Source organism: Shewanella sp. NKUCC01_JLK, from assembly GCF_019345615.1.
In the GTDB taxonomy this organism is placed as follows: domain Bacteria; phylum Pseudomonadota; class Gammaproteobacteria; order Enterobacterales; family Shewanellaceae; genus Shewanella; species Shewanella oncorhynchi.
Window position 1 is genome coordinate 199932 of record NZ_JAHKRD010000011.1, and the last position, 17788, is coordinate 217719.

General features: G+C 45.7%; 15 protein-coding genes and 6 tRNA genes. 20 read left to right on the forward strand and 1 reads right to left on the reverse strand.

Annotation, left to right across the window (positions count from 1 at the left end; all coding sequences use genetic code 11):
- Window positions 1-51 precede the first annotated feature (51 nt).
- The 9 genes from eno (at window position 52) to rpoS (ending at window position 7645) form a co-directional block, all read left to right on the forward strand.
- Window positions 52-1347: a phosphopyruvate hydratase gene (gene eno / locus KO537_RS13720; protein WP_105251763.1), complete on the forward strand. Its 1296-nt coding sequence runs from the start codon at window positions 52-54 to the stop codon at window positions 1345-1347.
- 99 nt (window positions 1348-1446) lie between these two features.
- Window positions 1447-1746 carry a cell division protein FtsB gene (gene ftsB / locus KO537_RS13725; RefSeq protein ID WP_105253074.1) on the forward strand — a complete coding sequence of 100 codons (300 nt, stop codon included), beginning with the start codon at window positions 1447-1449 and terminating at the stop codon, window positions 1744-1746.
- A 12-nt stretch (window positions 1747-1758) separates the two neighbouring features.
- The gene (gene ispD / locus KO537_RS13730) at window positions 1759-2550 is read left to right on the forward strand and encodes a 2-C-methyl-D-erythritol 4-phosphate cytidylyltransferase (protein WP_173243497.1); all 792 of its coding nucleotides are present in this window, start codon (window positions 1759-1761) and stop codon (window positions 2548-2550) included.
- Window positions 2551-2587: 37 nt separating this feature from the next.
- A complete protein-coding gene (gene ispF, locus KO537_RS13735; RefSeq protein WP_173243500.1) occupies window positions 2588-3073 on the forward strand; it encodes a 2-C-methyl-D-erythritol 2,4-cyclodiphosphate synthase in 486 nt (161 codons plus the stop codon).
- 20 nt (window positions 3074-3093) lie between these two features.
- Entirely contained in the window at window positions 3094-4209 is a 1116-nt protein-coding gene (locus tag KO537_RS13740) for a tRNA pseudouridine(13) synthase TruD (RefSeq protein WP_219234669.1), read from the forward strand.
- Entirely contained in the window at window positions 4206-4955 is a 750-nt protein-coding gene (surE, locus tag KO537_RS13745) for a 5'/3'-nucleotidase SurE (RefSeq protein ID WP_105251808.1), read from the forward strand. Before KO537_RS13740 ends, surE begins: the two co-directional genes overlap by 4 nt.
- Window positions 4952-5587 carry a protein-L-isoaspartate(D-aspartate) O-methyltransferase gene (locus tag KO537_RS13750; RefSeq protein ID WP_028761363.1) on the forward strand — a complete coding sequence of 212 codons (636 nt, stop codon included), beginning with the start codon at window positions 4952-4954 and terminating at the stop codon, window positions 5585-5587. The genes surE and KO537_RS13750 overlap by 4 nt, the downstream gene beginning before the upstream one ends.
- A 100-nt stretch (window positions 5588-5687) precedes the next feature.
- The gene (locus tag KO537_RS13755) at window positions 5688-6584 is read left to right on the forward strand and encodes a peptidoglycan DD-metalloendopeptidase family protein (protein ID WP_173497553.1); all 897 of its coding nucleotides are present in this window, start codon (window positions 5688-5690) and stop codon (window positions 6582-6584) included.
- Between the two features lie 80 nt (window positions 6585-6664).
- On the forward strand, window positions 6665-7645 hold the full coding sequence (gene rpoS, locus KO537_RS13760) for an RNA polymerase sigma factor RpoS (protein WP_028761361.1): 981 nt from the start codon (window positions 6665-6667) through the stop codon (window positions 7643-7645).
- Window positions 7646-7777: 132 nt separating this feature from the next.
- Here the strand turns inward: rpoS and mutS are convergent, their stop codons facing one another.
- Window positions 7778-10348, reverse strand: a complete 2571-nt coding sequence (gene mutS, locus KO537_RS13765; RefSeq protein ID WP_173243509.1) for a DNA mismatch repair protein MutS — start codon at window positions 10346-10348, stop codon at window positions 7778-7780.
- Between the two features lie 402 nt (window positions 10349-10750).
- On the opposite strand from mutS, the gene recA reads away from it, so the two are divergent.
- From recA to KO537_RS13820, 11 genes are all read left to right on the forward strand, one after another.
- On the forward strand, window positions 10751-11818 hold the full coding sequence (gene recA / locus KO537_RS13770) for a recombinase RecA (RefSeq protein WP_105251812.1): 1068 nt from the start codon (window positions 10751-10753) through the stop codon (window positions 11816-11818).
- A gap of 74 nt (window positions 11819-11892) precedes the next feature.
- Window positions 11893-12306: a regulatory protein RecX gene (locus KO537_RS13775; protein WP_028761357.1), complete on the forward strand. Its 414-nt coding sequence runs from the start codon at window positions 11893-11895 to the stop codon at window positions 12304-12306.
- A gap of 319 nt (window positions 12307-12625) precedes the next feature.
- Window positions 12626-15250 (forward strand): alanine--tRNA ligase, encoded by a 2625-nt coding sequence (gene alaS / locus KO537_RS13780; protein ID WP_105251814.1) that lies wholly within the window; start codon window positions 12626-12628, stop codon window positions 15248-15250.
- Window positions 15251-15259: 9 nt separating this feature from the next.
- Window positions 15260-16516, forward strand: a complete 1257-nt coding sequence (locus KO537_RS13785; protein ID WP_006082603.1) for an aspartate kinase — start codon at window positions 15260-15262, stop codon at window positions 16514-16516.
- 118 nt (window positions 16517-16634) lie between these two features.
- Window positions 16635-16832, forward strand: a complete 198-nt coding sequence (csrA, locus tag KO537_RS13790; protein WP_006082602.1) for a carbon storage regulator CsrA — start codon at window positions 16635-16637, stop codon at window positions 16830-16832.
- Between the two features lie 205 nt (window positions 16833-17037).
- Window positions 17038-17129 (forward strand) — tRNA-Ser (locus tag KO537_RS13795).
- 22 nt (window positions 17130-17151) lie between these two features.
- Window positions 17152-17228: transfer RNA gene (locus tag KO537_RS13800), tRNA-Arg, on the forward strand.
- Between the two features lie 44 nt (window positions 17229-17272).
- Window positions 17273-17349: transfer RNA gene (locus KO537_RS13805), tRNA-Arg, on the forward strand.
- An 86-nt stretch (window positions 17350-17435) separates the two neighbouring features.
- A tRNA-Arg gene (locus tag KO537_RS13810) sits at window positions 17436-17512 on the forward strand.
- 49 nt (window positions 17513-17561) lie between these two features.
- Window positions 17562-17638: transfer RNA gene (locus tag KO537_RS13815), tRNA-Arg, on the forward strand.
- Window positions 17639-17687: 49 nt separating this feature from the next.
- Window positions 17688-17764, forward strand: a tRNA-Arg gene (locus KO537_RS13820).
- Window positions 17765-17788: the final 24 nt, after the last annotated feature.

The window sequence follows — 17788 nt, forward strand, 5'->3', positions numbered from 1 at the left end:
CCCATAGGTATTGGTTTTTTCTTTTATCTTTAAACTTAAATCGAGGGTGTTATGGCTAAGATTATTAACGTGATTGGTCGCGAGATTATGGATTCTCGTGGTAACCCAACTGTTGAAGCCGAAGTGCATTTAGAAGGTGGTTTTGTGGGTATGGCTGCGGCGCCTTCTGGTGCATCAACCGGTAGCCGCGAAGCGTTAGAATTACGTGATGGCGATAAGAGCCGTTATTTAGGCAAAGGCGTATTAACCGCTGTTGCTAACGTAAACGGTGTCATCCGCGCTGCATTATTAGGCAAAGATGCGACGGCACAAGCTGAGCTTGATCAAATCATGATCGACTTAGATGGCACAGAAAACAAAGACAAGTTAGGCGCAAACGCGATTCTGGCTGTGTCTTTAGCGGCTGCTAAAGCAGCAGCAGCATCTAAAGGTATTCCTTTATACGCGCATATCGCAGAATTGAACGGTACACCAGGCCAATATTCTATGCCTGTGCCTATGATGAACATCTTAAACGGTGGCGAGCACGCGGATAACAACGTTGATATCCAAGAATTCATGGTGCAACCTGTTGGCGCGAAAACCTTCCGTGAAGCACTGCGCATGGGCGCTGAAATCTTCCATACGTTGAAAAAAGTATTGCACGACAAAGGCCTAAGCACTTCTGTGGGTGACGAAGGTGGTTTTGCACCTAACTTAGCGTCAAACGCTGATGCCTTAGCCATTATCAAAGAAGCGGTTGAACTGGCTGGCTACAAGTTAGGTACTGATGTGACGTTAGCGCTGGATTGCGCTGCATCTGAATTTTACAAAGACGGCAAATACGATTTAGCGGGCGAAGGCAAAGTCTTCGACTCGAATGGTTTCTCTGATTTCTTAAAATCATTGGCTGACCAATACCCAATCGTGTCTATCGAAGACGGTTTAGATGAATCAGATTGGGATGGTTGGGCTTACCAAACTCAAATTATGGGCGATAAGATCCAATTAGTGGGCGACGATTTATTCGTTACTAACACTAAAATCTTAACCCGTGGTATTGAAAACGGTATTGCTAACTCAATCCTTATCAAGTTTAACCAAATTGGTTCATTGACTGAGACTTTAGCGGCTATTCGTATGGCGAAAGAAGCGGGTTATACCGCCGTGATTTCACATCGTAGTGGTGAGACTGAAGATTCAACCATTGCTGACTTAGCCGTGGGTACTGCTGCTGGTCAAATCAAAACCGGTTCACTGTGTCGTTCTGACCGTGTCGCTAAATACAACCAATTGCTGCGCATCGAAGAGCAATTAGGTGAAAAAGCCCCATACCGTGGTTTGAAAGAGATCAAAGGTCAGGCGTAATTTAATATTTGATGTAAAAAGGCCACCACTTGGTGGCCTTTTTTGTTGTACTATCTGCTGTATATTTTTTTAATCCAAGATACTGACGCTAATTCCTCCATGAAATTTTTTGTCATTGCACTCATAGTGCTACTCGGTGTACTGCAATTCCGTCTTTGGTCGGGAGGTAATAGTCTTCCTGAATATTTCGTTCTGCAAAAACAAATTGCCGCCCAGCAAGAAGGTAACGCCAAACTCAATGAGCGTAACCAAGTGCTGAAGGAAGAAATCATCGATCTGAAAAGTGGTACAGAAGCCATCGAAGAGCGCGCACGCAACGAACTTGGCATGGTTAAAGAAGGCGAGACCTTCTATCGCGTCGTGGGTGGTGAGCGCTCGGTATCGAGTCCATCTCAGTAATATGGAGTTAGGATGACAGAGCTAGGACATTTAGATCTTGGATTAAATGAACAATCCAATCCCGATAGTCAATCTGATCTGGTAACACAAATTGAATTGCAGCGCCAAGCTGAGCATGTCACTCAAGCTGTGGTTGCCATCGTTCCCGCCGCAGGCATAGGTAGCCGTATGGGCGCCGACAGACCTAAGCAATATCTTGAGGTGTGCGGCCAGAGTATTCTTGCTCATACCTTAGATAAGCTCTTGTCCCATCCGCACATTTCTCAAGTGATCGTTGCCTTACATTCGAACGATACTATCTTCGATACCCTGCCACAGGCCGTGCACCCCAAATTGATTACAGTATTAGGTGGCGGTGAGCGCGCTGATTCTGTGTTGGCGGCGCTGCAAATTGCGCCCGAGCAAAGTTGGGCCTTAGTGCATGATGCGGCAAGACCTTGTTTAACCGCGACGGATATCGACAAGTTACTCGCATCCAGAGTGCAATTCCCCCAAGGCGCTATTTTGGCTATGCCTGTGCGCGATACCATGAAGCGCGCGAATAAACAGGGTGAAATCAGTGCCACTGTATGTCGCGATAATTTATGGCATGCATTGACGCCGCAGTTATTTCCAGCGCAGCAATTAAAAAATTACCTCAATGCGGCTCTGGCTGCAGGTGCGGTAGTCACAGATGAGGCTTCGGCGATGGAATGGGCGGGGATATCACCCGGACTCGTTTCGGGCCGTGCTGATAATATAAAAGTAACGCATCCCGACGATTTAGGGCTAGCCGAACTGTTTTTGATGCGTGCCGTTAAATAGTCATAATCAAAGTAAAATAATACGTTAGGAATATTAAATGAAAATCCGTATCGGCCATGGTTTCGATGTGCATAAATTTGGTGCGACGCGGCCACTGATCCTTTGTGGCGTGGAAGTACCCTATGAAACAGGCCTAGTCGCACATTCAGATGGTGATGTGGTACTGCATGCGATTTCCGATGCCATCCTCGGTGCTTTAGCGCTCGGTGACATAGGTAAACATTTCCCCGATACCGATGCCGCCTATAAGGGTGCCGATAGCCGCGTATTGCTGCGTCATTGCTATGCTTTAGCGAGGGAGAAAGGCTTTGTGCTAGGCAATCTTGACGTCACTATCATAGCCCAAGCTCCTAAAATGGCACCGCACATAGAGGCAATGCGCCAGATATTAGCCGCCGATTTAACCGCGGAACTTGACGATATTAATGTCAAAGCGACCACGACTGAACAGCTTGGATTTATCGGGCGCAAAGAAGGTATTGCGGTAGAAGCCGTGGTACTTATGGCCCGCAAACACGATTAACTTAAGAGTAAAAAAGTCCCATGAGCGAATTACATTATCTGTATGGTAAGCCTTTAGGTACAGCAGATCTAAGAACCCAAAATAGCGATTTTATCGTGAAAGAGATTTTGCCTTTTAGCCCGACGGGTGAAGGTGAACATCATATGCTGCATGTACGCAAAGAAGGGCTAAACACAGTACAAGTCGCTGAAATGATCGCTAAGTTTGCTAAGGTGCATCCAAAGGAAGTGACCTACGCTGGGCAAAAAGATAAAAATGCCATCACAGAACAATGGTTCGGTGTGCGTATTCCTGGTAAAGAAACGCCTACTTGGAAGGAGCTCAATAGCGAACGTTTGACCATATTGTCGAGCAGCCGCCACAGCAAGAAACTGCGAATTGGTGCCTTAGTCGGTAACCGCTTTATTCTTACCCTGAGAAATGTCACCCAAGTGGAAGACATTATCAGTCGTATCGAAAAGGTCGCTCAAGTGGGCGTGCCCAATTACTTTGGTGAGCAGCGCTTTGGTCACGATGGCAAAAACTTAGTGTTTGGTCGCCAAATGATGGCGGGTAAAAAAGTCAAAGACAGAAATAAGCGCAGCATGTATTTGTCTGCCGTGCGCTCAAATCTGTTTAACACTGTGGTGTCATATCGTTTAGCCAACCATGGCACTAAGCCTTTAGCGGGTGATTGTGTGATGTTAGCGGGCAGCAAAAGCTTCTTCGTGACGCCTGAATGGGATCTCATCGTATTGAAGCGTCTGATTGAAAAAGACATTCAACTTTCTGCACCATTGTGGGGGCGCGGCATGATGTTACCCCAAGGTGAAGCTGCTGCGGTGGAAACCTTAGCTATGAGTGAGTTAGCTGACGATTGCTATGGTTTAGAGCACGCCGGATTAGAGCAAGAACGCCGTCCGTTACTGCTTGCGCCCCAAGGCCTTAAATACGAACAAACCGCCGATGGCTTAGTGCTGGAGTTTGTGTTGCCTGCGGGCAGTTTTGCAACATCGTTATTGAGAGAGTTAGTTAATTATCAAGATGTTAAAGAGCAGCAATGGCAAGCTACATTGGTGCAGGAGCCTGCGCCTGAGGTAACTAACGCTAACGTAGTGGCTAACACTGATACTGTTAAGACTGAAGCAGAGTCATGATCCGTATCCTTGTTAGCAATGACGATGGGATTAATGCTCCAGGTATCAAAGCCTTATCTGAGGCTTTGGCTGAAATTGCGACAGTGCTGACTGTGGGGCCGGATCGAAATTGCTCTGGTGCGAGCAACTCATTAACCTTGACTAATCCATTAAGAATTAATAGGTTAGATAATGGCTATATTTCCGTTCACGGTACACCGACAGATTGCGTTCATTTGGCTATCCGAGAATTATGTGATGGCGAACCTGATATGGTGGTGTCTGGCATCAATGCGGGGGCAAATATGGGTGATGACACCTTATATTCGGGGACGGTTGCCGCCGCGATGGAAGGACGCTTTTTAGGTTTTCCTGCAATAGCGATTTCGCTTAATGGCCGTAAATTCGAACATTATCAATCGGCGGCTGTTTATGCTCGGCGGATAGTTCAAGGTTTGTTGGCCCAGCCTTTGGCAAAAGATCAGATCTTAAATGTGAATGTGCCTGACTTGCCACTTGATCAAATTAAAGGGATCAAAGTGACTCGCCTCGGCGCTCGTCATAAGGCCGAAGGCATAGTGCGAACGCAAGATCCTGCCGGACGTGAAATCTTCTGGCTTGGTCCACCGGGACAAGAGCAGGATGCCACAGAGGGCACTGATTTTCATGCTATCGCCAATGGCTATGTTTCAATTACGCCCTTGACGGTTGATTTAACCGCCTACGGACAACTAACGGCATTGCAAAATTGGGTAGATAAAATATGACTCGAGTTGCCTTAACATCGGCGGTGAATTTAGCTAAAAAGCTTCAAGATGCGGGGATCCGTAATCAAGCCGTGTTAAAGGCGATATCGCATACGCCGCGAGAAATGTTTCTCGATAATGCGCTAGCCCATAAAGCCTATGAAAATACGGCTTTGCCAATTGGACAAGGGCAAACCATTTCGCAGCCTTATATCGTTGCCCGTATGAGCGAACTCTTACTGCACAAGATGCCACAGCGAGTGCTAGAAGTGGGGACGGGATCGGGCTATCAGGCAGCCATTTTGGCTCAATTGGTGCCTCAGCTTTGTACTATCGAACGGATCAAAGGTTTACAAATTCAAGCAAGACAGCGTTTAAAACGATTAGATTTGCATAATGTGTCGTTCAAATATGGTGATGGTTGGTTGGGATGGGCTAATCGTAGTCCGTTCGATGCCATTATGGTGACTGCGGCGGCGGCGACTATACCAGAAGCTTTGCTGTCTCAATTGGCTGATGGAGGGGTGTTAGTCTTACCTGTGGGAGAGGATACTCAACAATTGATGCGTATTACGCGCACTGCTGACCGCTTTAGTTCTGAAACCATTGAAACGGTTAAATTTGTACCTTTAATTAATGGAGAGTTAGCTTAACCTTGTGTTGTGCTACTGTGTTAAGCGAAGTGCTTGTTTTGCACAGAAGGCGTCATTTTCTCATCATAAACAGTAATACAACCTTACCAAGGAGTTTTTATTGTTGAATGCGGGTTTACTCTTAAACCTTTGCTTTATATTTCTGCTTGTAGGCTGTAGCTTTCAGGCCAGCAGACCCGCACCCGTCGAAAATATTTCCCATAGCTACTCTAAAAATAGCAAAGGCCACATTAAATCGAATTCATATAAAGTTAAAAAAGGTGACACTCTCTACTCTATTTCTTGGGGGGCAGGGAAAGACTTTTCTGAAATAGCTAAACTTAATCAATTAGATAACCCTTATACAATTTACCCTGGACAGATTTTATATTTAACTAATGCTAAATCTAGTAACCAATCAAAATCTACGACTTTAGATGGAAATATAACGGGTAATTCAGATGCTAATTCAAGTAAAGGTGATAAAAAACAATTAGATGGTAAGGTTTATCAGTCTAATGCTAAGTCAAGTAACGATCTGAAAAAAACACTTGATCAGAAAGCTAAGCCCGCGTACCTTGTAACAAGTTCCCAACAAAACGTTAACCAGCTAATGGTTCCACCCACCTCAACACTGCCAGCCAGTGTGAGTCAGTGGCAGTGGCCAGTAAGAGGGAAGTTAATCGGAACTTATTCTGCCAATGAGCAGGGAAATAAAGGTATTAAGATCGCGGGAAATCGGGGAGATATCATCAAAGCAGCTGCAGATGGGCGGGTGGTATACGCAGGAAGTGCTCTTAGGGGTTACGGTAATTTAGTGATTATTAAACATAGTGACGATTACCTTAGTGCTTATGCTCATACGGACAAGATCTTAGTCAAAGAAAAGCAACATGTCCTCGCAGGGCAGACTGTTGCAAAAATGGGCAATACAGGTGCCAATCGGGTAATGTTACATTTTGAAATTCGTTACCATGGACAGTCTGTAAACCCACTTACTTATTTACCTAAACAATGATTGTTTGGGGCCTTGTTGGCAAATGGAGGATAGGAAATTGCACTAATTCAGCAGTTTAATTAGGTTTGGGAGATTTGATCATGAGCCGCATAAATAGCACTGCCGCAGAAGCACTAGTAGATTTTTCCGTAGAAACCGTAGACTTTGATCTTGAAAAAGAAGAAGTTGCCACCGATCTAGTCCAAGAGCTAGGAATAGAACAACAGGTCCAAGATGACCTTCAAAAAAATCTTGATGCCACTCAACTTTATCTAGGTGAGATTGGTTTTTCCCCACTGCTTAGCGCAGAAGAAGAAGTTTACTTTTCCCGTAAGGCCTTAAAAGGTTGTGCAAAATCCCGTAATCGCATGATCGAAAGTAATTTACGTCTCGTCGTAAAAATTGCACGTCGTTACAATAACCGCGGCTTAGCACTGCTTGATCTTATCGAAGAGGGTAATTTAGGTTTAATTCGTGCCGTAGAAAAGTTTGACCCAGAAAGAGGTTTTCGTTTTTCAACCTATGCGACTTGGTGGATCAGACAGACAATTGAACGCGCTATCATGAATCAAACTCGTACTATTCGTTTGCCGATTCATGTTGTTAAAGAACTCAACGTATACTTGCGCACAGCCCGCGAATTAGCACAAAAACTGGATCATGAACCTACAGCGGAAGAAATTGCTGAAAAACTGCAAGTTTCTAGCTCTGATGTGAGCCGCATGCTTAAGCTGAATGAAAAAATTACCTCTGTTGATACGCCTTTGGGGGGCGATAACGAGAAAGCATTATTAGATGTACTGGCCGATGATGATAGTGTTGGCCCTGACTATAAAGTGCAAGATGAAGACATCTCTAACTCGGTGGTGAAATGGCTTAACGAGTTGAACACAAAACAAAGAGAAGTATTAGCCCGTCGTTTTGGTTTGTTAGGTTATGAACCTTCTACGCTTGAAGATGTGGGGGCTGAAATTGGTTTAACCCGTGAACGTGTTCGTCAAATCCAAGTGGAAGCATTAAAACGCTTACGTGATTTATTGGGTTCTCAAGGTTTATCTGTTGAAGCTTTATTTAGAAACTAATATCTGTCTTCTGGTGCCTTTCAGAGAAGCTATCCAGAAAATATACTTAGTGTGAGATCACGTCATAAAGTAAAACGCCCACTATAGAGTGGGCGTTGTTATTTTTAGGCTTTTATTTAGATCACCTGATGTCTAGCTCAAGCGTTTCAGTTCATAGAGCAAATCAAGCGCCTGTTTTGGCGTTAAGTTATCGGGATTAATGCTACTTAATTTAGTCAAAGCTGGATTTTCAACCGGTTCAGGTAAAGCGAGTAAGCTTTGAATGGGCGTCCTCGTTCCTTCTGGTTGATGATCGCGACTCTCCAATTGCTGCAATTTATGTTTCGCTGCTTTAATCACTTTGTTTGGCACGCCAGCAAGCGCCGCAACTTGTAAGCCGTAGCTTTTACTGGCTGCACCTTCCTGTACTGCATGCATAAAGGCGATGGTATCTTCATGCTCAATGGCATCAAGGTGCACATTGTAAACACCTGCCATTAAGTCAGGTAATTGAGTTAGCTCAAAATAATGGGTGGCGAATAGGGTCATAGCCCCGACTTGCTGGGCTAAATACTCTGCTGCCGACCAAGCTAGCGATAAACCATCATAGGTGGATGTTCCACGGCCGATTTCATCCATTAACACTAAACTACTGGCAGTGGCATTGTGCAGGATGTTGGCAGTTTCAGTCATTTCTACCATAAAGGTTGAGCGGCCAGAGGCCAGATCGTCTGATGCGCCAATACGGGTAAAGATGCGATCAATCGGGCCAATCAGGGCGCGATCTGCTGGAACAAAACAACCAATATGGGCCATCAGCGTAATCAAGGCGACTTGACGCATATAGGTCGATTTACCGCCCATGTTGGGTCCGGTGACAATCAACATACGTCTTTGATTGTGCAAGGTCACTGGGTTAGCGATAAACGGCGTTTGGCTAACACGCTCCACCACTGGATGGCGACCTGCGTCTATTTGTACGCCGATATCTTGGCTCAGCTCTGGACAAGTGTAGCCCAAGGTTTCGGCACGCTCGGCAAAGTTACTCAGTACATCAAGCTCAGCCGCCGCTCTAGCAAAGGCTTGTAATTCATGCAACTTTGGCAGAATAAGATCGAACAACTGTTCCCATAACTGCTTTTCGAGTGCCAGCGCTTTACCTTGGCTCGAGAGGACTTTTTCTTCGTATTCCTTAAGTTCAGGCGTGATATAACGCTCCATATTCTTAAGTGTTTGGCGTCGTTGATAATTGAGCGGTACTTGTGAGGATTGCAGGCGGCTTACTTCGATGTAATAGCCGTGTACGCGGTTATAGCCGACTTTAAGTGTATTAATGCCAGTACGTTCTTTTTCTCTGGCTTCAAGTTGTACTAAGTAATCACTCGCTCCTTCGCTCAGACCGCGCCATTCATCTAGTTCGCTGTTGTAGCCTTCACGGATCACCCCGCCATCGCGGATAAGCATAGGTGGATTATCGACTATCGCGCGCTCAAGCAGGGCTTGCTCAGCGGGGAACTCACCTAAGTGTTGACGCAATTGAGTCGTGTGCGGCGCGCTCAGTGTACTTAAACTCAGTTGTAATTCAGGCAATAAGCCCAGTGCTTGACGTAAACGTGCAAAGTCCCTTGGACGGGCAGTACGCAGGGCTAACCTTGCCATGATACGTTCGATATCGCCAAGTGCCTTTAACTGCTCATGCAAACCTTCGTGGGCTGCGGTATCGAGGAGTTCAGTCACCGCCTGTTGGCGCGCCTTGATTTGCTTAGGATCTCGCAGAGGCTGATGGATCCAGCGTTGTAACATACGGCTGCCCATAGGCGTTGCCGTATTATCCAATACTGCCGCTAAGGTATTATCGCGGCCACCGGCAAGGTTTTGAGTGAGTTCTAAATTTCGGCGCGTTGCCGCATCAAGCACTATGCTATCGGTTTGATTGAAGCGGATAATGGCATTGATATGGGGCAGTGCCGTGCGCTGTGTGTCTTTGACATATTGCATCAAGCAACCCGCAGCCTGCAGTGATAAACGTGCATCTGCGATACCAAAACCATGCAAGTCTTTCGTGCCAAACTGGGCCAGTAGTAACTTGATACTCGTATCGTAATCAAATTCCCACTCGGGGCGACGGCGTTTGCCTTTAAAACCGTTAAGTAGTCCAAGTTCACCAAAGTCTTCACTGTAGAGAATTTCAACGGGATTAGTGCGTTGCAATTCCGCTTCTAATGACTCTCGGGTGTCGAGCTCTGCAATCACAAAACGTCCGGATGAAACATCTAATGTGGCATAACCAAAACCGACTTTACCTTGATAAACCGCGGCTAACAGATTGTCTTGGCGTTCCTGCAGCAACGCTTCGTCGGTTAAGGTGCCTGGCGTGACAATTCGCACCACTTTACGTTCTACCGGCCCTTTAGATGTCGCGGGATCGCCAATCTGTTCGCAAATCGCAACTGATTGACCAATTTGAACTAATTTTGCAAGATAGCCTTCCACAGCATGGTAAGGAAGTCCCGCCATCGGAATAGGATCGCCACCACTTTTACCGCGCGCAGTGAGTGAAATGCCTAACAGCTCAGAAGCGCGTTTAGCATCGTCATAAAACAACTCGTAGAAGTCACCCATGCGATAAAACAGCAACATATCGTGATGTTCTGCTTTCATCGTCAAGTATTGACGCATCATAGGAGTATGTTTTTCTAAATCATCGGTATCAATTACATTCATTAAATCGTTATCGTCCGTTGTGACTGCCTAAAGGCGATACAGTTTGTGTGGTTAAGGGTGATTAAGCGCTATGGAAGCGGAAGACTGCTGTACAATTTTCAGCTAAAAAGACCACGCAAAATTTGTTGCGCCAATCTTAGCAATAATTTAGCGAAAATTGAGCCCTTAACGATGGATATTGATCAAAGGGAGCTATTATCTGATTTGATATTCGCTAAAACCTTGGCCATATTAAAAATCCTATCAGCTAAAAATAATTCAGTCACAGGTCTTGATACTGTATGATTGTACAGTATACTAGTCAGCAGAATTAAGACAAAAAGCGCGGCTTTTTGAATTACCCGTTTGTAAATTGAATATCACTTTTGACAGCTTAATGCTTGTCTTGATGAGGGAACAGGAATGAAGGTCGATCCAAATAAAGAGAAAGCACTTGCTGCGGTATTGATCCAAATTGAGAAACAATTTGGTAAAGGCTCCATCATGAAGCTGGGCGAAGATCGCTCTATGGATGTTGAGACCATTTCTACCGGTTCTCTGTCTCTGGACGTTGCTTTAGGTGCTGGCGGTTTGCCAATGGGTCGTATCGTTGAGATCTATGGTCCTGAATCATCAGGTAAAACAACACTGACTTTAGAAGTGATTGCGGCAGCGCAACGTGAAGGCAAAACCTGTGCCTTTATCGATGCAGAGCATGCACTAGACCCTATTTATGCTAAAAAATTGGGCGTAGATATTGATAACCTGCTGTGTTCGCAACCGGATACCGGCGAGCAAGCGCTTGAGATTTGTGATGCTTTAACTCGCTCAGGTGCTGTTGACGTTATCGTAGTCGACTCAGTGGCGGCATTAACGCCTAAAGCTGAAATCGAAGGCGAAATTGGTGATTCTCACATGGGCCTAGCGGCGCGTATGATGAGCCAAGCTATGCGTAAACTTGCGGGTAACTTAAAGCAATCTAACACCTTACTTATCTTCATCAACCAAATTCGGATGAAGATTGGTGTGATGTTCGGTAACCCAGAAACTACAACCGGTGGTAATGCGCTGAAGTTTTATGCTTCTGTTCGCCTAGACATTCGCCGCACTGGTGCCATTAAAGACGGCGATGAAGTGGTCGGTAACGAAACTCGCGTTAAAGTGGTGAAAAACAAGGTTGCAGCGCCGTTTAAGCAAGCTGAGTTCCAAATCCTTTATGGCCAAGGTATTAACCGTACTGGTGAGTTAGTAGACTTAGGCGTAGCCCATAAGTTGATTGAAAAAGCGGGCGCTTGGTACAGCTATAAAGGCGATAAAATCGGCCAAGGTCGTGCTAATGCTGGCAAATATCTGACTGAAAACCCAGCTATTGCTGCTGAAATTGACAAGACGCTACGTGAGTTGCTTTTGAGTAATCCGAGTGCCTTGGCTGCCAAAGCTGATGATAGTACTGAGGACAATATTGATTTAGAGACAGGCGAAGTATTCTGAGTCAGTCAGCCCATCAAATTGCGGTCGCGCTGTTAGCGCGCCGCGATTATTCCCGTTTACAAATCCGCGATAAATTGCTCGAAAAAGGTTTCGAACTTAACGATATCGAACCTGTACTCGATGCTTGCGAATCCTCCGGTTTTATTAATGATGCTCGTTATGCCGAACTGTTGGTGCGAAGCCACATCAGTCGAGGCCACGGTGCAATACGCATCCGCCAAGCAATCGCACAGAAAGGCTTATCTAAAGACTGTATTGAAGCCGCTTTGGTTAATTGTGATTGTGACTGGTTTGAGCTAGCAAAAGATAAAGCCACCAAAAAATACGGCATTCCCCGTGTGACAGAAGTGAAGGGCTCTAAAGCTCGGGATCTCATCGCAAAGGAAAAGGCCAAACGAGTGCGTTTTTTAATGGGTCAAGGCTTTAGCTACGATCAAATCACTTACGCACTAGATTCAGATCCCAATGATCTCGATGAAGATTATTAAATTTGAAGCTAAGACTGTAAAAGCTCATCTAAATATCATCAATGGGTCTTGTCCATTTCGTACTCCACATTAGACTCACTTGCTTAAATATTGTCCGTGCCGCGATAAACTTACGCCGTCTTTATTTGTGCTTTATCCTGTCGTTTTGCTTCTAGTGACTCTGGTGTGGGCGATTCACGCTAAAATATTAAATTCCTGATGTGTATATCACCAATCAAGACTGGTCGTCCTTCCTTAGTCTGCTTATAATGCTGGGCAAATAGAAATACGGCTAGCCTAAGGCGTAGCTGGTAATGCTTACCCAATTCAGGATGATTTCATGTATCAAACTACAGCAGAGCTCAGAAGCGCTTTCCTCGAATTTTTCCGCAGCAATGGTCATCAAGTTGTGGACAGTAGTTCATTAGTGCCAGGCAACGATCCCACACTTTTATTTACCAATGCAGGCATGAACCAGTTCAAGGACGTGTTTCTTGGCATGGACAAACGCAATTATACGCGTGCGACCACTGCTCAACGTTGTGTACGCGCTGGTGGTAAACATAACGATTTGGATAACGTTGGCTACACTGCACGTCATCACACCTTTTTCGAAATGCTAGGTAACTTCAGTTTTGGAGATTATTTCAAAGAAGAAGCGATTCGTTTGGGTTGGACTTTTTTAACTGAAACGTTAAAGCTGCCTAAGGAACGTCTGTGCGTCACTATTTATCAGACAGATGATGAAGCCTTTGAAATCTGGAATAAAAAAATTGGTGTCGCTGCCGAGAACATCATACGTATCGGTGACAATAAAGGTGCTGCCTTTGCGTCAGATAACTTCTGGCAAATGGGTGATACCGGTCCTTGTGGTCCATGTACTGAGATTTTTTATGATCATGGTGATCATATTTGGGGCGGACGTCCTGGCAGTCCTGAAGAAGATGGTGATCGTTTCATCGAAATCTGGAACATCGTTTTCATGCAGTACAACCGTCAAGCATCGGGTGAAATGTTACCTTTGCCTAAGCCCTCGGTTGATACAGGCATGGGGATTGAGCGTATTGCTGCGATTATGCAGGGCGTACATTCTAACTACGAAATCGATATTTTCCGTACTTTGATTGCTAAAGCCGCAGAGGTCATTGGTGTTAGTGACTTATCTGAAAAGTCGCTGCGAGTCATTGCCGATCATATCCGTTCATGTGCATTTTTAATTGCCGATGGCGTTATGCCGTCGAATGAAGGCCGTGGTTATGTGCTGCGCCGTATTATTCGCCGCGCTGTTCGCCATGGTAACAAGTTAGGTGCGACCGAAGCTTTCTTCTACAAGCTGGTTCCGTCTTTGATTGCGGTGATGGGCGATGCAGCAAAAGGGTTAGCTGAGACTCAAGCGATTGTTGAAAAAGCACTGAAAGCGGAAGAAGAGCAATTTGCCCGTACGCTTGAACGTGGTTTAGGTATTTTAGATACGGCCTTAAACGAGTTGAAAGGTGACACCTTAGACGGCGAAACCGTATTTAAGTTGTATGACACCTATGGCTTCCCAATGGATTTGACCGCTGATGTCTGCCGTGAGCGCAACATCATTGTCGATGAAGCCGGTTTCGAAGTCGCCATGGCTGAGCAACGTAGCCGCGCACAAGCTGCCGGTAACTTTGGTGCAGATTATAACGCTGCGCTGAAAATTGATACTGAAACTGCATTCAGTGGTTACACCGAATTAGCGGGTCAAGCTAAGGTCACCGCGATTTATCAAAATGGTGAGTCAGTGACGGCGATCAAAGCGGGTGATGAAGCCGTTGTCGTGCTCGATGTAACACCTTTCTACGCTGAATCTGGCGGTCAAGTAGGCGATAAAGGCCAATTGGTTGCGAATGGTATTGAGTTTACGGTAAACGATACGCAAAAGTATGGTCAAGCAACGGGCCATCAAGGTGTTTTGGCTACAGGTAGCTTGAGCGTTGGCCAAGTTATTGAAGCGAAAGTGGATAAAAAACTGCGTCACCGTACACAGTTAAACCATTCTGTTACGCATTTACTGCATGCCGCACTGCGTCAAGTGCTCGGTACTCATGTCTCGCAAAAAGGGTCTTTGGTTGATCCTGAGCGTTTACGTTTTGACTTCTCCCATTTCGAAGGCGTAAAAGCTGCTGAATTAAAAGAAGTTGAAGAATTAGTTAACACTCAAATTCGTCGTAACCATGAACTTAAAACCGCTGAAATGGGCATAGATGAAGCTAAAGAGAAAGGCGCTATGGCACTTTTTGGTGAGAAATATGATTCACAAGTGCGTGTTGTGACTATGGGCGATTTCTCTATCGAATTGTGTGGCGGTACCCATGTGGGTCGCACTGGCGATATCGGCTTATTTAAAATCACCTCTGAAGCAGGTATTGCTGCGGGTGTACGTCGCATCGAAGCCGTGACTGGCGCTGCTGCTATGGCTTATGTGGCGCAGCAACAAGCTGAACTGGAAGAAGCCGCTGCCTTATTGAAAGGCGATGCCAACTCAGTGGTGGCTAAGTTAAAAGCGCAGCTCGATAAGATGAAGCAACTCGAAAAAGAAATGGCGCAGCTGAAAGATAAGCTAGCGGCCGCAGCGAGTGCAGACTTAGTGGGCGATGCCGTTGTAGTTAATGGCGTTAACGTACTGATCAAAAAATTAGACGGCGTTGAGGCAAGTTCATTACGTGGCTTGCAAGATGAATTAAAACAGAAATTGAAATCGGCCATTATCGTTCTTGGTACCGCGCAGGAAGGGAAAGTTAACCTGATCGCGGGTGTGAGTAACGATCTGATCGGTAAAGTCAAAGCGGGTGAGCTAGTCGCTATGGTCGCTGCACAAGTGGGCGGTAAAGGCGGTGGTCGTCCTGATATGGCTCAAGCGGGCGGTAGCCAGCCAGAAAATCTGGATGCGGCATTGGCTCAAGTATTACCTTGGATTACTGAGCGTCTAGCTTAAGAGGTTGCTGTGCCCCAAAAACGAAAGCTTAGTGGTAGCAAGCTTTTTGTGAAAAAGTTCGGCGGCACTTCGGTGGGTTCTATTGAACGTATCGAAGCGGTCGCTGAGCAGATTACAAAGTCAGCTCACAATGGTGAGCAGCAAGTTTTAGTCTTATCCGCGATGGCGGGTGAGACGAATCGCCTGTTTGCACTTGCAGCACAAATTAATCCGCGCGCCTCGGCGCGCGAGTTAGACATGCTAGTCTCGACGGGTGAGCAAGTGAGTATTGCTTTGATGTCGATGGCGCTACAACGTCGCGGCATAAAAGCGAAATCCCTTACGGGCGATCAAGTGCAAATTCATACAAATAGTCAATTTGGCCGCGCCAGTATCGAGCGCGTCGATACTGAGTATTTGCAATCCCTGTTAGCCGACGGTGTTGTGCCGATCGTTGCAGGGTTTCAGGGCATCGATCCTCAAGGTGAAGTGACCACCTTAGGACGCGGTGGTTCAGATACCACTGCAGTAGCCTTAGCGGCAGCGTTAGAAGCCGATGAATGCCAGATTTTTACCGATGTGGCAGGGGTATTTACCACAGATCCTAATATTGATAGCAGTGCACGTCGCCTCGATGTGATTGGGTTTGATGTGATGCTCGAAATGGCAAAGCTCGGCGCTAAAGTATTGCATCCTGATTCTGTTGAATACGCCGAGCGTTTTCGCGTACCGCTGCGAGTATTGTCGAGCTTTGAAGCTGGGCAGGGGACGTTAATCCAATTTGGCGACGAGTCGGAATTAACGATTGCCTCGTTAGTGCAAGGTATTGCGATTAATAAGGCGCTGGCAACGCTGACGATTGAAGGGCTGTTTACCACCAGTGAACGCTATCAAGCGTTGTTAGGCTGCTTAACTCGATTGGAAATCGACGTGGAATTTATTTCTCCATTGAGGATCCATGAGGATGATCCTTCGGGTCGCGTCAGTTTTATGCTCGCAGAAGCTAAGGTTGATACTCTGCTTAATGAGCTCGAAGGCTTAAGTGAAAGCCTTGCTCTCGGGCCATTGATTATCGAACGTCAACGTGCAAAAGTATCTTTAGTTGGCAAAGGTTTACAGGCAAAAATGGGATTATTGACTAAGATGTTAGAAGTCTTGGGTAATGAAACTATTCATGCTAAGTTACTCACGACGTCAGAGAGTAAATTATCAACCGTTATCGATGAAAGGGACTTACACAAGGCGGTTCGGGCGTTACATCACGCTTTCGAGCTAAATAAGGTGTAATTAAATAACCGTTTGAGTATTGAATACTATTAATTTGTACTAAGCTGACCTTATAATAAGCCCATCTACCGGATGAGTGCCGTGTGTAAGCTGAATTAAGAAATAAAGGAGCTATCGAATGCTGATTTTGACTCGTCGTGTTGGCGAAACACTGATGATTGGTGATGAAGTCACAGTTACAGTGCTAGGGGTAAAAGGCAATCAAGTGCGTATTGGTGTGAATGCACCAAAAGAGGTTTCTGTTCATCGCGAAGAAATCTACCAACGCATTCAATCTGAAAAATCAGGTACACCATCGGAAGGTGGTAACTTTTAGTACCTTGTTTTGGCAAGCGTACTACGGCAACAGAAGAGTCAGTTTTTTAACTGGCTTTTTTATTTTTTAGACCGAAAGATTGGCGTAAATCAATACATTGGCTTGATATAACAGCAATGTGATTAAAAACAGTTCAAATGGAATCTGTTTCGGAAAAAGGGTTTGACTTATTTTCGTCAAACAGTAATATGTGCGCCAAGAAAACGGAGAGGTGGCCGAGTGGCCGAAGGCGCTCCCCTGCTAAGGGAGTATGGGCTTTAACTCCCATCGAGGGTTCGAATCCCTCCTTCTCCGCCATTTCTTAAAGATAGAAAACAGTGCGCGTGTAGCTCAGCTGGATAGAGTACCTGGCTACGAACCAGGCGGTCGGAGGTTCGACTCCTTCCACGCGCACCATTTTTTATTAGTGTTTGATGTAAAAGTAAATTTAGATACAAGTCGCGCGTGTAGCTCAGCTGGATAGAGTACCTGGCTACGAACCAGGCGGTCGGAGGTTCGACTCCTTCCACGCGCACCATCTCTGCATTAGTTAATCTTTAACTCATCAGTTTTGAATTTCATAAGAAATTTTGTAGATAATTGCTTATAGCAAAGAGTTAAAATGCGCGTGTAGCTCAGCTGGATAGAGTACCTGGCTACGAACCAGGCGGTCGGAGGTTCGACTCCTTCCACGCGCACCAATTTAGATTAATACGATTTAAATCGTATTAATGTTTTACCGTTTAACATGCGCGTGTAGCTCAGCTGGATAGAGTACCTGGCTACGAACCAGGCGGTCGGAGGTTCGACTCCTTCCACGCGCACCAATTTAAATTAATATGATTTAGGTCGTATTAGTGTTTTATCGTTTAACATGCGCGTGTAGCTCAGCTGGATAGAGTACCTGGCTACGAACCAGGCGGTCGGAGGTTCGACTCCTTCCACGCGCACCAATATAGTTAACGAGATACGTCTTG

Coding starts and splice junctions, on each gene's coding strand:
- csrA (WP_006082602.1), top strand. CDS start 16,635: ATGCTGATTTTGACTCGTCGTGTTGGCGAAACACTGATGATTGGTGAT.
- mutS (WP_173243509.1), bottom strand. CDS start 10,348: ATGAATGTAATTGATACCGATGATTTAGAAAAACATACTCCTATGATG.
- alaS (WP_105251814.1), top strand. CDS start 12,626: ATGTATCAAACTACAGCAGAGCTCAGAAGCGCTTTCCTCGAATTTTTC.
- ftsB (WP_105253074.1), top strand. CDS start 1,447: ATGAAATTTTTTGTCATTGCACTCATAGTGCTACTCGGTGTACTGCAA.
- ispD (WP_173243497.1), top strand. CDS start 1,759: ATGACAGAGCTAGGACATTTAGATCTTGGATTAAATGAACAATCCAAT.
- recA (WP_105251812.1), top strand. CDS start 10,751: ATGAAGGTCGATCCAAATAAAGAGAAAGCACTTGCTGCGGTATTGATC.
- surE (WP_105251808.1), top strand. CDS start 4,206: ATGATCCGTATCCTTGTTAGCAATGACGATGGGATTAATGCTCCAGGT.
- KO537_RS13740 (WP_219234669.1), top strand. CDS start 3,094: ATGAGCGAATTACATTATCTGTATGGTAAGCCTTTAGGTACAGCAGAT.
- ispF (WP_173243500.1), top strand. CDS start 2,588: ATGAAAATCCGTATCGGCCATGGTTTCGATGTGCATAAATTTGGTGCG.
- KO537_RS13750 (WP_028761363.1), top strand. CDS start 4,952: ATGACTCGAGTTGCCTTAACATCGGCGGTGAATTTAGCTAAAAAGCTT.
- eno (WP_105251763.1), top strand. CDS start 52: ATGGCTAAGATTATTAACGTGATTGGTCGCGAGATTATGGATTCTCGT.
- rpoS (WP_028761361.1), top strand. CDS start 6,665: ATGAGCCGCATAAATAGCACTGCCGCAGAAGCACTAGTAGATTTTTCC.